The organism is Mesorhizobium sp. C432A, from assembly GCF_030323145.1.
Taxonomy (GTDB): domain Bacteria; phylum Pseudomonadota; class Alphaproteobacteria; order Rhizobiales; family Rhizobiaceae; genus Mesorhizobium.
Map to the genome: position 1 here is coordinate 406,720 of NZ_CP100470.1, position 15,134 is coordinate 421,853.

At 62.7% G+C, this 15,134-nt stretch carries 12 protein-coding genes and 1 pseudogene; 4 read left to right on the forward strand and 9 right to left on the reverse strand.

Annotation, left to right across the window (positions count from 1 at the left end):
* Position 1: 1 nt before the first annotated feature.
* A complete protein-coding gene (gene irrA / locus NLY33_RS01850; RefSeq protein ID WP_023688734.1) occupies positions 2-433 on the reverse strand; it encodes an iron response transcriptional regulator IrrA in 432 nt (143 codons plus the stop codon).
* A 344-nt stretch (positions 434-777) separates the two neighbouring features.
* Between irrA and fabA the strand changes: the two genes are divergently transcribed.
* The 4 genes from fabA (at position 778) to NLY33_RS01870 (ending at position 5,220) form a co-directional block, all read left to right on the forward strand.
* Positions 778-1,293 (forward strand): 3-hydroxyacyl-[acyl-carrier-protein] dehydratase FabA, encoded by a 516-nt coding sequence (gene fabA / locus NLY33_RS01855; RefSeq protein WP_023703479.1) that lies wholly within the window; start codon positions 778-780, stop codon positions 1,291-1,293.
* A 122-nt stretch (positions 1,294-1,415) separates the two neighbouring features.
* The gene (gene fabB, locus NLY33_RS01860; protein WP_023699465.1) at positions 1,416-2,636 is read left to right on the forward strand and encodes a beta-ketoacyl-ACP synthase I; all 1,221 of its coding nucleotides are present in this window, start codon (positions 1,416-1,418) and stop codon (positions 2,634-2,636) included.
* A gap of 34 nt (positions 2,637-2,670) precedes the next feature.
* A complete protein-coding gene (fabI, locus tag NLY33_RS01865; protein ID WP_023669564.1) occupies positions 2,671-3,483 on the forward strand; it encodes an enoyl-ACP reductase FabI in 813 nt (270 codons plus the stop codon).
* 183 nt (positions 3,484-3,666) lie between these two features.
* The gene (locus NLY33_RS01870; protein ID WP_023688736.1) at positions 3,667-5,220 is read left to right on the forward strand and encodes a putative bifunctional diguanylate cyclase/phosphodiesterase; all 1,554 of its coding nucleotides are present in this window, start codon (positions 3,667-3,669) and stop codon (positions 5,218-5,220) included.
* A gap of 16 nt (positions 5,221-5,236) precedes the next feature.
* On the opposite strand, the gene NLY33_RS01875 is transcribed toward NLY33_RS01870, so the two are convergent.
* The 8 genes and pseudogenes from NLY33_RS01875 to NLY33_RS01910 form a co-directional block, all read right to left on the reverse strand.
* Positions 5,237-6,250, reverse strand: a complete 1,014-nt coding sequence (locus NLY33_RS01875; RefSeq protein WP_023708182.1) for a class I SAM-dependent methyltransferase — start codon at positions 6,248-6,250, stop codon at positions 5,237-5,239.
* 85 nt (positions 6,251-6,335) lie between these two features.
* A complete protein-coding gene (pnp, locus tag NLY33_RS01880) occupies positions 6,336-8,483 on the reverse strand; it encodes a polyribonucleotide nucleotidyltransferase (protein ID WP_023682005.1) in 2,148 nt (715 codons plus the stop codon).
* A 277-nt stretch (positions 8,484-8,760) separates the two neighbouring features.
* Entirely contained in the window at positions 8,761-9,135 is a 375-nt protein-coding gene (gene rpsO, locus NLY33_RS01885; RefSeq protein WP_280790898.1) for a 30S ribosomal protein S15, read from the reverse strand.
* 95 nt (positions 9,136-9,230) lie between these two features.
* Positions 9,231-10,325 (reverse strand): magnesium/cobalt transporter CorA, encoded by a 1,095-nt coding sequence (gene corA / locus NLY33_RS01890; RefSeq protein WP_023688739.1) that lies wholly within the window; start codon positions 10,323-10,325, stop codon positions 9,231-9,233.
* A 44-nt stretch (positions 10,326-10,369) separates the two neighbouring features.
* Positions 10,370-11,341 (reverse strand): tRNA pseudouridine(55) synthase TruB, encoded by a 972-nt coding sequence (gene truB / locus NLY33_RS01895; protein ID WP_023703480.1) that lies wholly within the window; start codon positions 11,339-11,341, stop codon positions 10,370-10,372.
* Positions 11,341-11,760: a 30S ribosome-binding factor RbfA gene (gene rbfA / locus NLY33_RS01900; protein ID WP_023692585.1), complete on the reverse strand. Its 420-nt coding sequence runs from the start codon at positions 11,758-11,760 to the stop codon at positions 11,341-11,343. Before rbfA ends, truB begins: the two co-directional genes overlap by 1 nt.
* A gap of 161 nt (positions 11,761-11,921) precedes the next feature.
* On the reverse strand, positions 11,922-14,486 hold the full coding sequence (gene infB / locus NLY33_RS01905; protein WP_023669557.1) for a translation initiation factor IF-2: 2,565 nt from the start codon (positions 14,484-14,486) through the stop codon (positions 11,922-11,924).
* Positions 14,483-15,132, reverse strand: a pseudogene (locus NLY33_RS01910) (RNA-binding protein). Before NLY33_RS01910 ends, infB begins: the two are co-directional and overlap by 4 nt.
* Positions 15,133-15,134 lie beyond the last annotated feature (2 nt).

Here is a 15,134-nt window from a genome sequence, read left to right on the forward strand (position 1 = left end):
CTTAAACGCTGCGTTTCGGGCGCAGCCTCACCACGATGTCGACATTGGCGATCTCCATACCTGCGGGTGGCTCCGGCAGGTTGGAGACGGTCACCGGACCGCTTTCTATATCGAAGATCCTGTTTTCGCCTTCGATGTAAAAATGATGGTGATCGGAGGTGTTGGTGTCGAAATAGGTCTTGGACCCCTCGACCGCCAGGATGCGCAGCAGGCCGGCCTGGGTGAACTGGTGAAGCGCGTTGTAGACGGTGGCGAGCGAGACCGGCACGCCGGCGGCGACCGCCTCTTCATGCAGTTCCTCGGCCGAAAGGTGGCGGTCGCCCTTGGCAAACAGCAGATCGGCCAGCGCAATGCGTTGGCGTGTCGGCCTGAGGCCGGCTTCGCGAACCCGCTTGTCCACAGCGACATTTTCCTTCCGGCAGCCCAGATCCATCTATCCGTCCAAGCCCACAGTTCTGCCTCAAGACACGCCCAGAGTGGCGAAAAAACGTCATCAACCGAAACTGGATACCTCCCGACATATATTCTGTTGGCGGAATACGATCAATAGAGCGACGTGCGTCCAGTTGGACGCACTAAGTGCGCTCTATTGCTTTTTTGGCGTCGCATCGTGCTTTCCGGAATCGAGATCGATTTCGGGCCGATGCGAGAGCGCGCATTGACCCGGGCAGACGGGCGGGTTAAGCGCAAACGCCGGTTTCCGGACCGAAAGGGATTGTGTTAGGAAACCAACGACAAGGGCGCCCCACCGCCCGGGACATTATGGGGACGAGACATATGGCGGGTTCGAAATCCAGCTACGGTTATGAGGAATTGCTTGCCTGCGCCCGCGGCGAGCTGTTTGGGCCTGGCAACGCCCAGCTGCCCTATCCGCCGATGCTGATGTTCGACCGCATCACCGAGATCAGCGAGACCGGCGGCGCCCACGACAAGGGCTTCATCCGTGCCGAATTCGACATCAAACCGGACCTGTGGTTCTTCGCCTGCCATTTCATCGGCAATCCGATCATGCCGGGGTGCCTGGGCCTTGACGCCATGTGGCAATTGACGGGTTTTTACCTCGGCTGGCTCGGCGAGCCGGGCAAGGGCATGGCGCTGTCGACCGGCGAAGTGAAGTTCAAGGGGATGGTGACGCCTTCGGTCAAGAAGGTGGAATACGGCATCGATTTCAAGCGCGTCATGCGTGGACGCCTGGTGCTCGGTATCGCCGATGGCTGGCTTAAGGCCGACGGCGAACCCATATACACTGCGACGGACCTCAAGGTGGGGCTGTCCAAGCAATCGGCCGCCTGACCGGCGCCACTGCAGCGGCGCGTTCTTCCGAGACGCAACGCCGCTGCGGCATTTTGATTTTGCGTATGATCGCCGGTGAAAACCGACTAGGTTTCGGGATCATCCGCTGGAAGGAGTTGCGAATGAGAAGGGTCGTCGTCACAGGCCTCGGCATCGTATCGTCGATCGGCAACAACGCCAACGAGGTGCAATCCTCGCTCCACGATGCCAAATCAGGCATCAGCTTCTCCGATTCCTTCGCCGAACACGGCTTCCGCTGCCAGGTCTGGGGCGCGCCGACGCTCGACCCGACCCCTATGATCGACCGGCGTGCCATGCGCTTCCTGAGCCAGGGCGCGGCCTGGAACCATGTCGCGATGGATCAGGCGATCGCCGACGCCGGGCTTGGCGAAAGCGACATCACCAATGAGCGCACCGGCATCGTCATGGGCTCGGGCGGCCCCTCGACCCGCACCATCGTCGAGGCGGCCGAGACCACGCTCAAGAACAACAGCCCCAAGCGCATCGGTCCGTTCGCGGTGCCGAAGGCGATGTCGTCGACCGCGTCGGCGACGCTCGCCACCTGGTTCAAGATCCACGGCGTCAACTATTCGATCTCGTCGGCCTGCTCGACCTCGGCGCATTGCATCGGCAACGCCTACGAACTGATCCAGTGGGGCAAGCAGGATGTGATGTTTGCCGGCGGCCATGAAGACCTCGACTGGACGATGTCGGACCTGTTCGATGCCATGGGCGCGATGTCGTCGAAGTATAACGATCGTGCGCCGACAGCTTCCCGCGCGTATGACGCCAATCGCGATGGCTTCGTCATCGCGGGCGGCGCGGGCGTCCTCATCCTGGAGGAGCTCGAACACGCCAAGGCGCGCGGCGCCAAGATCTACGCTGAGATCGTCGGCTATGGCGCGACGTCGGACGGTTACGACATGGTGGCGCCGTCGGGCGAAGGCGCGGTGCGCTGCATGCGCCAGGCTCTGGCGACGGTGTCCACGCCGGTCGACTACATCAACACCCACGGCACCTCGACGCCGGTCGGCGATTCCCGGGAAATGGGCGCCATCCGAGAGGTGTTCGGCGAGAAGATGCCGTTCATCACCTCGACCAAGTCGCTGACCGGCCATTCGCTGGGTGCCGCCGGCGTACAGGAATCGATCTACTCGATCCTGATGATGCAAGGCGGCTTCATCGGCGAGAGCGCCCATATCGAAAACCTCGATCCCGAATTCGAGGGCATGCCGATCGTGCGCAAGCGCATCGACGACGCCAGGATCGACACGGTTTTGTCCAACTCGTTCGGCTTCGGTGGCACCAACGCAACGCTGATTTTCCAGCGCTATTCCGCATAAGGCCAGCGTTTTTTTTGTAGGGGGATTGCCGGCCATGGACGGACTGATGAAGGGCAAGCGCGGGCTTGTCATGGGCGTCGCCAACGATCATTCGATCGCCTGGGGCATCGCCAGGAAATTGTCCGAACACGGAGCGGAGCTTGCCTTCACCTATCAGGGCGACGCATTCGGGCGCCGCGTCAAGCCGCTTGCCGAGAAGCTTGGCGCGTCTCTGGTGGTGCCCTGTGACGTCGAGGACAGCGCATCGGTCGCCGCCACCTTCGAGACGCTCGGCAAGGAATGGGGCGGGCTCGACTTCGTCGTCCACGCCATCGGCTTTTCCGACAAGAACGAGCTCAAAGGGCTCTACGCCGACACCAGCCGCGACAATTTCGTCCGCACCATGGTCATCTCCTGCTACTCCTTCACCGAGGTCGCCCGCCATGCCGCCCCGCTGATGAGCGAAGGCGGCGCGATGATCACGCTGACCTATGCCGGCTCTGTCCGCGTCATGCCGAACTACAACGTCATGGGCGTCGCCAAGGCCGGGCTGGAAGCCAGCGTGCGCTATCTCGCCAACGATTATGGCCCGCGCGGCATCCGGGTGAACGGCATATCGGCGGGACCGGTGCGTACTTTGGCCGGCGCCGGAATCTCGGACGCCCGCCACATGTACTCCTACCAGCAGCGCAACTCGCCGCTGCGCCGCACGGTGACCATCGACGAGGTCGGCGGCTCGGCGCTCTATCTTTTGTCCGACCTCTCGTCAGGCGTCACCGGCGAAATCCATTATGTGGATTCCGGCTATCACATCGTGTCGATGCCAACCCTGGATGAGTTGAAGCAGACCGACAGCGTACGCGATTAACTCACCAGTAAAATTAGATGCATCGGCGGAAACTCATTTTAAGGAGATATCCGCTAGAAGTCCTATGGGCTTGGGCTCTGCGCGTTCTTGCTGGGCGCAAAGGATGCTTTAGCCTTTATGAATTTGCGCTTGATATTTCCCGAAGTCGAGTTGATTTCGGGATCATGCGACAGGGACTGAGCAATGCCTGCTGTCAGCAACCCGAAGCGAACACCTGTGTTCCGGCTGCTCACCGTCGCCAGTTCGGGCCTTGGCAGTTTCATCCTTGGGCTTTGGGGCCTCCGGCATGGTTTCGGGGACGGCTTTGCCGGCATGCAGGCGGAAACCATGATCGGCATCGCGTCGGCGCTATGCGCGCTGGCCGCCGCCGGTGCTGCCTTGTCCTTCTTCGCCGGCGTCGATGAATCGGTGGACTACGTTTTCAACGAAACCCATTTCGACAAGCTGACCGGGCTTTTTGCGCGGCCGGCGATGGTCGGCAGGATTGCCGACGCGGCGTCCGCGACGATCAGGACCGGTGAGCCGGTGTTCCTCATCGACATCGACATCGACCGCTTCAAGCAGATCAACGACGCCATCGGCTACAGCCATGGCGACGAACTGATCCGCGGCTTCACCAAGCGGTTGAAGGCCTGCATGCCCGAAGGCGCGGTCATGGGGCGCATCGGCGCCGGCGAGTTCGCTATCCTTGTCTGGGAACACCAACTCCAAAGGTCCATGGAAAGCACCGTCGAAACCATGATCGAGGAGATGCTGAAGCCGTACCAGCTCGATTCCCACCTGCAGTCGGTCGGCCTGTCGGTCGGCATCGTGGCGATGCCAAAGGATGGCGTCGATCCGGTCCTCATCCTGCGCCGCTCCAACCTGGCGCTGCAGAATGCCCGCGCCGGCGGCGTGGGCAACTGGTCGGTCTTCCATTCCGACATGGGCCAGGTCGCCGACTACCGCCACTGGATCGAATCCGAACTGCACATCGCCTTCGACCGTGGCGATTTCGACCTTCATTACCAGCCGCAGCTCGACCTGCCGACCGGCCGTGTCGTCGGCTACGAGGCGCTGATCCGCTGGAAGCACCCGGAACGCGGCATGATCCCGCCGATGGAATTCATTCCTATCGCCGAAGAGACCGGCATGATCCACCCGATCGGCAATTGGGTGCTGAACAAGGCCTGCAGCGATGCCCGTCATTTGCCCGAGGACTGCTTCGTTGCCGTCAACATCTCGCCGGTCCAGTTCAGGACCAAGGATTTCGTCGGTATCGTGCGCGACACGATGGCCAGCACCGGCATCAAGCCGTCGCGGCTGGAGCTCGAAGTGACCGAGACGGCGATGATGCAGGACCGCGACCGCGCCGCCATCATCCTGCAGCAGCTTGCCGACATGGGCATTTCGGTGGCCGTCGACGATTTCGGCACCGGCTATTCCAATCTCAGCTACCTGATCGACTTCGCCTTCGGCAAGCTGAAGATCGACCGCTCGTTCGTCAGCCGCATCGACACCGATTCTAATTCGGGCGCCGTCGTCTCTACCATCGTCGGCCTGTCGCGGGCGCTCGGCGTCGGCATCATCGCCGAAGGCGTCGAGACCGAGAACCAGGCGACGCTTTTGCGAGCAGCTGGTTGCGAGATGGTGCAAGGCTATCTGTTCGGCAGGCCGGCGCCGCTCAAGATCAAGCCTGGCGATATCAGACCGACCATTCCCGTCCACGAGCCGGCGCGCATCGTCAGCATGCATTGAGGCGACCGGCACCGTCCTATCGGCGCGCGGAGAAAACCTTGAACATGCCGTCGCGGGCGAGCTCGGCATGGCTGGAGAAGACGGCCTTCAGAACCGGTTCGTAAGGCAGCTGACGGTTCGCCACCATGAACAGCCGCCCGCCCGGCTTCAGCGCCTTGCCCGCCGCCTGGATCATGCCGGCGCCGATTTCCGGCTCGGCCGCCCGGCTGCGATGGAAGGGCGGGTTCATGACGATGGCATCATAGCGCCGCTCGACCGGCTCGCTCAGCAGATCGGTCCAAAAGAAGCCGGGCTCGAAGCCTGTCTGGCCGATATTGCCCTTGGCCGCCTCAAGCGCGTCGAAATCCGCTTCGTAAAGGTCGAGCCCCGTTATACCGGATGAACGTGCCGCGACCTCGGCGGCGACATAACCCCAGCCGGCGCAGAAATCCGCAATGTTGCCGCGCAGGTCTTTGGGCAGGTTGTCGACCAGAAGTTTCGAGCCGGCGTCGATCCGGTCGAAGGAGAACATGCCGGGCGCGGTGCGGAAGCGGTCCTCTACGACCAAGGCGGGATTGGCGACGCGCAGTTTTTCCGCAGGCGCCAGATCGACCGGACGGCGAAGCCAGAAGGCGATGCCGTGATATTTCGGCAGATGCCCTTCGATCGGAACAAGCTCGTCGATGCGCTTGCGCAGGCTGGCGATGCCTTCGTCCTTGCCGCCGGCGACAATGATCAGACCGCCCGGCGTGACGCGTTCGATCGCCTCGGCAATACGCATCTCGTTTAGCCCACGATGGCGGCCGGCAAGCACGAGCGCTGCATCGAATGCATCGCCTTCCGCGCGCGGCGTTACCTTGTGGCCGGCACGCTCCAGCGCTCGGAGATACGGCCGGAAACCCTGTGCAAGATGGAGCTCTGCCTCGAAGCCTTCCGGCAAGCGGAAGCCGGGCTCCGCACCCAGGAACAACACACGCTCGCCCTTTTGCGGCAGAGGGAGCCCCTCGGCCTCGAAGGGATGGAACAGTGTCTTCAGCGGCTCAGCGGCCATTCTTCGATTCTCATGTCGTAGACGGGTCTTAAACGAAAACGGGCGCGACATAAGCCGCGCCCGTTCAACTCTATTGTCAGACCACTCAGGCGGCGTTTTCTTCGCCTTCGGCCTTCTTGTCGCGGGCGATTTCCTTGCCGGTGGCCTGGTCGACGACCTTCATCGACAGGCGGACCTTGCCGCGCTCGTCGAAGCCCATCAGCTTGACCCAGACCTTGTCGCCTTCCTTGACGACGTCCGAGGTCTTGGCGACCCGGTCGTTGGCAAGCTGCGAGATGTGGACGAGGCCGTCACGCGGACCGAAGAAGTTGACGAAAGCGCCGAAGTCGGCGGTCTTGACGACCGTGCCTTCGTAGATTTCGCCGACTTCCGGCTCGGCGACGATGGTATGGATCCACTTCTTGGCCGCCTCGATCTCCTTGGCGTTCGACGAAGCGATCTTGACCGTGCCGTCGTCCTCGATGTTGATCTTGGCGCCGGTCTTCTCGACGATCTCGCGGATAACCTTGCCGCCGGAGCCGATCACGTCGCGGATCTTGTCGGTCGGGATGTGCATGACCTCGATGCGCGGTGCGAACTCACCGAGTTCGGGGCGGGCGCCGGTCAGAGCATGCGCCATCTCGCTGAGGATATGCTGGCGGCCATCCTTGGCCTGGTCCAGCGCGATCTTCATGATCTCCTCGGTGATGCCCTCGATCTTGATGTCCATCTGCAGCGAGGTGATGCCGCCTTCGGTACCGGCGACCTTGAAGTCCATGTCGCCGAGGTGATCTTCGTCACCCAGGATGTCGGACAGAACCGCGAAGCGCTCGCCTTCCTTGATCAGGCCCATCGCGATACCAGCAACCGGCTTGGCCAGCGGAACGCCGGCATCCATCAGCGCCAGCGATGTGCCGCAGACGGTGGCCATCGACGACGAACCGTTGGACTCGGTGATCTCCGAGACGACGCGCAGCGTGTAGGGGAACTGGTCCGCGCTCGGCAGCATCGGACGGATGGCGCGCCAGGCGAGCTTGCCGTGGCCGATTTCGCGGCGGCCCGGCGAACCCATGCGGCCGGTCTCGCCGACGGAGTAGGGAGGGAAGTTGTAGTGAAGGAGGAACTTCTCCTTGTACATGCCGGTCAGCGAATCGACATACTGCTCGTCCTCGCCGGTGCCCAGCGTGGCAACGACCAGCGCCTGGGTCTCGCCGCGGGTGAACAGCGCCGAACCGTGCGTGCGCGGCAGGACGCCGACTTCCGAGACGATCTTGCGGACAGTCTTGAGGTCACGGCCATCGATGCGCGAACCGGTGTCGAGAATGTTCCAGCGCACGACCTTGGCCTGGAGTTCCTTGAACACCGAACCGATCTGCTCGGAGGTGTACTTGGCGTCTTCGCCTTCGGCCGGAGCGAACGCTGCCTTGACCTTCGCCTTGACGGCGTCGACGGCGGCGTAACGCTTCTGCTTATCGACGTTCTTGTAGGCATTGCTGAGCTCGTCGCCGACGATCTTCAGCATTTCGGCTTCAAGCGCGGAGTAGTCCGGCGCTGTGAAATCGCGCGGCTCCTTGGCGGCAACTTCGGCCAGCTTGATGATGGCGTCGATCACCGGCTGGAAGCCCCTGTGGCCGAACATGACGGCGCCGAGCATCAGCTCTTCGCCGAGTTCCTTGGCTTCGGACTCGACCATCAGCACGGCGTCGGCGGTGCCGGCGACAATGAGGTCGAGCCTGGATTCCTGCATCTCGTCGACATGCGGGTTGAGCACGTATTCGCCGTTGATGTAGCCGACGCGAGCGCCGCCGATCGGGCCCATGAAGGGAACGCCCGACAGCGTCAAAGCGGCCGAGGTGGCGACGATCGACAGGATATCGGGATCGTTCTCGAGGTCATGCTGGACGACGGTGACGACGATCTGGGTGTCGTTCTTGTAGCCGTCGGCGAAGAGCGGGCGGATCGGGCGGTCGATCAGGCGGGAAACCAGCGTTTCCTTTTCGCTCGGACGTCCCTCGCGCTTGAAGTAGCCGCCCGGGATCTTGCCGGCGGCGTAGGTCTTTTCCTGGTAGTTGACGGTCAGCGGGAAGAAATCGAGGCCTGGCTTCGGCTCCTTCATCGAAACGACGGTGGCGAGAACCTTGGTTTCGCCATAGGTCGCAAGCACCGCGCCGTCAGCCTGACGTGCGATCTTGCCGGTTTCCAGGATGAGCGGACGGCCGCCCCATTCGATTTCCACTTTGTGGTAGTTGAACATATCTTGTCCTTAGTAAGCGGAAAGGGCCGCGCCGTTTCACGGTGCGCGGATGCCCTTTCCCTGGCTTCCTTTCTCGGGCAGCCACGGGCAAGACAACGGGAAGCTCGGGTAGATTCGGCGCTGGTTAGCGCACGAGCGTCCTGCAATCCTGCCCCATGACCGTCCATGGGCGGTTTCGAGTGGCCTCTGCACGCTCGAAACCGGGTCTGGCCAATCGATGCGACTGGCAGAATGCGCGACCGGCGGGCTCTCCTTCGAAAGCCCGCCGGTCAATTCGTCAACGGCGCAGACCGAGCTTCTCGATCAACGTCTGATAGCGCGCGTCATCCTTGCGCTTGAGATAATCAAGCAGGCTGCGGCGCTGGGAGACGAGAGCGAGCAGACCACGGCGGGAATGGTTATCCTTCTTGTGGTCCTTGAAGTGGTCGGTCAGGTTCTTGATGCGCTCGGAAAGGATGGCCACCTGGACTTCCGGAGACCCGGTATCGCCCTTGGCGGTTGCGAATTCACCCATCAATTCCTGTTTGCGCTCGGCAGTAATCGACATCGTGTTTTTCCTTATCTGTTTGAGGAAACGGGTCGCCCTCAGCCGGGATGTCGTCCAGCAGGGGCCGGTGCAAGCAAAGCGACATGGCGCGATGCTGCGGCGCATATAAGGCAATTCCCTGGAAAACACCAGCCCATTCATAAAGCCGGCTCGTCGCAGCCCTTTGCTCAGGAATCCAGGATCCCCCTGATACCTGAAGCTTACAGCCACTTCTTGCTTTTGAAGAAGACGATCAGCCCGACAGCAACGGCCAGCATGAACAGCAGCGAAGCCGGGTAGCCATAGTAGGCTTTCAGTTCCGGCATGTTCCACGGCGAGCTCTCGGGATCGAAATTCATCCCCCAGATACCGACCAGGAAGGTTAGCGGCATGAAAATCACCGAGACGATGGTGAGATAAGAGATCACATCGTTGGTGCGCGCCTGGCTCAGCGACAAATGCATTTCGATCAAGCCGGTCAGCATATCACGCTGGTTCTCGACCAGCTCGATCAGCCGCAATGCGTGGTCGAGCGTGTCGTTGAAGAAGATTTTCGTCTCCGGCTTCACATAGGGCACGTCGTTGCGGATCAGCGTCGCCAGCGTGTCGCGCATCGGCCACAGCACGCCCTTGAGCACATTGGCGTCGCGCCGCAATTCGTGCAGCTGGCGCATCTGATGCTTGTGAGGCGTGTTGAGCATCTCGTCCTCGATGCCATCGACCTCCTCGCTAGCGGCCTCAATCGGCGGGAAATAGCTGTCGACGATGGAATCGATGAGCGCATAGGCCAGATAGTCGGCGCCGCGCATCCGCAAGCGGTTGGGCAACGCTGCGGCGATGCGCTTGCGCACGGGGTCGAACGGATCGCCTTCGCGCTCCTGGAAGGTGACGACGAATTTCTTGCCGAAGAACACCGCGATCTGCTCATAGCGATGCACCTTGACGTCGTCGATCATGCGCATGACGACGAAGGCGTGGTCCTCGAAGAAGTCGACCTTCGGCCGCTGGCCGGTGTTGACGACATCTTCCAGAGCCAGTGGATGCAGGTTGAAGATCCGGCCGATCTCCTCGATCAGCTGGATGTTGGCGAGACCGGTGCAGTCCAACCAGACGACCGGCCAGTTGTCGCAATGGGTGTTGAGATCGTCGATGCTGGCATCGTTGATGGTCTTGAATTTTTCAGGCGAAATCAGCGTCAGCCGCAGCTCGGACCGTCGCGCCGCCGGATCGGCGATCAGCGTGCCGGGCGAGGCTCCAACCGGCGGCCGGCGCGTTGTCACCGGCGCCCGCTTCTTCACCGCCTCAGCCTTTGCCATGTGCCCCTCGGATGTGACGTCGACGTAAAACTAGACGGGAGTGGTCAGCCGGCAAAGACCCGCTTCGGCTTGAACATGCCTTGCTCGATGGCGCCGATGGCGACAAGCTTGCCGCGCGCGGTGGCGCAGGCTTCCTCGGCTTCCACGGGCGCGTCGCGGCCGCGGATGATGACGGGATTGCCAAGGCGGATCTTGGTCGCCGCTTCGTCGCTGATGGCAATCTGCGGCAGGCAGTCGAGCGCGGCGGCCGTGTCGACGAGCAGCGCATCGATTGCGCCAAAGTCGATCGGCGCGTCGGCAACATCGGCGTCGCCCTCTTCGTCAGCTTCGCGCTGTTCGCCGAAACGGGCGGCTTCCAGTTCGGCGACGGTGACGAAATCCTCCTGGGTGAACGGCTCGACCTCGACCCTGCGCAATTCGGCGATGTGGCCGAAGCAGCCGAGGTCGCGGCCCATGTCGCGGGCCAGCGAGCGCACATAGGTGCCTTTGCCGCATTCGACCTCGAACGAAGTGTGGTCGGCAGCGTGCTCGACGATGTCCAGACGGCCGATCTCGATCTCGCGCGCGGGGATGTCGACTGTCTCGCCCCCACGGGCGAGATCGTAGGCGCGTTCGCCTGATATCTTGATGGCCGAGAATTGCGGCGGTGTCTGCATGATGACGCCGGTGTAGTTCGGCAGCAGCGCCCTGACATCTTCTTCCGCCGGACGGCGGTCGGAACTTTGCGTCACCGGACCTTCGAGATCGTCGGTCGAACGCTCCTCGCCCCAAGCGACGGTGAACCGGTAGATTTTGGCGCCGTCCTGCACATAAGGCACGGTCTTGGTTGCCTCGCCCAGCGCGATCGGCAGCATGCCAGAGGCCAGCGGGTCGAGCGTGCCGGCATGGCCGGCCTTTTCGGCCTGGAAAAGCCATTTGATCTTGGAGACGGCTTCGGTCGAACCCATGCCAACCGGCTTGTCCAGCACCACCCAGCCGGAGATCGGCCGGCCCTTCTTCTTGCCGCGGCGCCCCACTATTTCTCGTCCTTGTCGTTGTCTTCGCCATCGGTACCCAAGTCTCGCGCGACTTCCGGCGATTTCAGCAAATCGTTGATCCTGGCGAAATTGTCGAAGGACGTATCGAGCTTGAAGCGGAACTCCGGCATGAACTTCATCTGGCGGAGCGCGCCGGAGACGCGGCCACGCACGAACTTCGCGTGCTTGTTGAGCGCGTCGATGACCGCACCCGTGTCCTTGGCGCCGAGCGGCGAAACGAAGGCCGTTGCGACCCTCAGATCAGTGGACATGCGCACTTCCGAGACCGAAACCACGGTGTTCTCGATCAGCGGGTCGATAATCTCGCCGCGCTGCAAGGTTTCCGACAGCGCATGGCGCACCTGTTCGGCGACGCGAAGCATGCGCTGGGATGGGCTGGAGGCGGTTGGACGGGGCATTTTTCTCAATCCGGAAAGCGTGAGGCGCGGGATGGGACCGTGCCGCCATGTCTCATATTTGTTCTATGCATGTCGTTTATCCCGCACTTTTGGGCGACAGGCATTAAAGTTAGGGCGGCGGTCTTTCGACCACCGCCCGGTCGTATCGACAGTATACGAACTCAGAGCGTCCGGGTCACCATCTCGACGCGGAAGCACTCGATGATGTCGCCGACGCGCATGTCCTCGTAGTTCTGGAAAGCCATGCCGCACTCCTGGCCGCCCGGAACTTCCGCGACTTCATCCTTGAAGCGCTTGAGGGTCTTCAGCGTACCTTCGTGGATGACGACGTTGTCGCGGATCAGGCGCACGCCCGCTCCACGTTCGACCTTGCCTTCGGTGACACGGCAGCCGGCGATCTTGCCGACCTTGGTGATGTCAAAGATCTCGAGGATCTCGGCATTACCGATGAAGGTCTCGCGGCGTTCCGGCGACAGCAGGCCGGAAAGTGCTGCCTTCACATCGTCGACGAGGTTGTAGATGATCGAGTAGTAGCGGATTTCGATGCCCGCGGCCGCCGCGGCCGCACGTGCCTGCACGTTGGCACGGACGTTGAAGCCGATGATCGCGGCCCCCGAGGTCTCCGCCAGCGACACGTCGCTTTCGGTGATGGCGCCGGCGCCGGCATGAACGATGCGCGCACGCACCTCGTCGGTGCCAAGCTTGTCGAGAGCGGCGTTGATCGCCTCGATCGAACCCTGCACGTCGCCCTTGATGACCAGCGGGAATTCCTTCAACCCGCTCGTCTGCAGCTGCGACATCATCTGTTCGAGCGAGCCGCGCTGGCCGGCATGGCGAGCCACTGCCTTCTCGCGCGCCAGACGCTGGCGATATTCGGTGATCTCGCGGGCGCGGGCCTCGTTGTTGACGACAGCGAAGCGGTCGCCGGCTTGCGGCGTGCCCTGCAGGCCGAGCACCTCGACCGGCATAGCCGGCGGCGCCTCCTTGATCTGCTCGCCACGGTCGTTGACCAGAGCGCGCACCCGGCCCCACTCATTGCCGGCGACGAGGATGTCGCCCGGCATCAAAGTGCCGGTCTGCACCAGTACGGTGGCGACGGGGCCACGGCCCTTGTCGAGCTGGGCTTCGATGACCACGCCCTCGGCGGTACGGTCCGGATTGGCCTTGAGGTCGAGGATTTCGGCCTGCAGCAGGATCGCTTCCAACAGCTTGTCGAGGTTGGTGCCCTTGGTCGCCGACACTTCGACGTCCAGCACTTCACCGCCCATCGATTCGACGAACACCTCATGGCGCAGCAGTTCCGACCGCACCTTCTGCGGATCGGCATCATGCTTGTCGATCTTGTTGATCGCCACGATGATCGGAACGCCGGCCGCCTTGGCATGGCTGATCGATTCGATGGTCTGCGGCATGACGCTGTCGTCGGCCGCCACCACCAGGATGGCGATGTCGGTCGCCTGAGCGCCGCGGGCGCGCATCGCCGTGAAGGCGGCGTGACCGGGCGTGTCGATGAAGGTGATCTTCTGACCGTTCTTCTCGACCTGGTAGGCGCCGATATGCTGGGTGATGCCGCCGGCTTCGCCGGAGACGACATTGGCATTGCGGATGGCGTCGAGCAGCGAGGTCTTGCCGTGGTCGACATGGCCCATGATGGTCACGACAGGCGGCCGCGACACCAGGTCCTCGGCATTGTCGGCAATGTTGAACAGGCCTTCCTCGATGTCGGACTCGGCGACGCGGCGGACCGTGTGGCCGAATTCGGTGGCGACCAGCTCGGCCGTGTCGGCGTCGATGATGTCGCCCGGCTTCAGGATCTGGCCCTGCTTCATGAAGTACTTGACCACATCGACAGCGCGCTCGGACATGCGCTGCGCCAGTTCCTGGATGGTGATGGTTTCAGGCAGGATCACTTCGCGCATAACCTTCTCGCGCGGCTCATTATGCATCGCGCGCTTGAATTTTTCCTGGCGGCGACGCATCGACGACAGCGAGCGGGCGCGCGCGTCCTCGTCGGAAAGCGCCGTGTTGAGGGTCAGTTTGCCGCGACGACGGTCTTCCTCGGCCTTGGTCGGCTTGGCCGGGCGCGCCACTTCGGGCGTAACCGGACGGCGTACCGGGGCGCCGGCGGCGGTGCGCTTCGGCTTGACCTCTTCCTCGTCGTCCGATGCCACAAGCTCGGCAGCCTGCGGCGCGCGGCGGCGCGCTTCTTCCTCGGCGCGGCGGCGGGACTCGGCCTCGGTCTGCAGGCGGGCTTCTTCCTCGGCCTGACGGCGCGCGGATTCCTCGCGCTCGCGCTTGCGGCGTTCCTCATCCTCGTTGCGGCGCTTGGCCTCTTCGATGGCGCGTTGGCGGTCCTCGACGTCGCGAACCTTGGAGCCTTCGAGCGCCCTGCGGCGCGCTTCCATTTCATTGCGCGACAGTTCGTTCAGCACCATGCCGCCGCGTTCGGCCGGCGGCGGCGGAGGCGGCGCCTTGGGCGCTTCCTGCACGACGGGGGCTGCCACTACCGCGGGCTTGGGCGTAAATACGGGTGCAGCCACCGGCTCCGGCTTGTCGCCGGGCATGGAGAATTTGCGCTTCTTGATCTCGACCTGGACCTGCTTGGTGCGGCCATGCGAGAAATTCTGTCGCACGACGCTCTGCTCGGTACCGGGGCGCTTCAGCGTCAAGGTCTTCTTCGGTGTAACACTCAACGTCTTGTCGTCGCCCGATTTCGTATCGCTCATTCCATATCCTCTGCAGCATCATCTTCGTCAGCAACGGCCGCAAGCATTGCCAGATCGTCGGGGGTTCCGCCCCGATATCGGTCGAGCGCAACCATGCGCCTCTCAACCGCCTTGCCCGCGTCTCCCGCGAGAACGGCAGCATGTATCACATTTGTACCCCCAATGCCAAGCTCAACTCGGCCTCGGAGAAAAGTTTGTAGGCAAGGACTGCCGGCCCGCCGAGGTGGACAGTTGCCCGCCGCGCCTGACTGATCTTGCGCACGCCATCGTCGGATGCCTCGGTCGCGTGGAGCACGAAAAGCGCCAACCCCGAGCGCACCGCGCTCTCGACCTTGGTTGCGCCGAGTGCGATCGAGCCAGCCTTGCGGGCAAGGCCAAGCATACCCAAAGCGGATCGTGCAAGCAGTCCGTCGACCATGCCGCCGAGATCGGGCGGCACGACGACCTGCGCCTTGAAGGCGCGGGCAAACAAGTTCTTCGCCGCCGCCTTGTCGATATGTAGGCGGTCGGCGCTCACCCAACAACCACGGCCGGGCAGATTTCTCTTCAGGTCAGGAACGACGGCCGAATCCGGGCCGACGACGAAACGGATCAGCTCATCCGGCTCGGCTTGCTTGCGCGTGACGATGCAGGTGCGATCGTTCATCT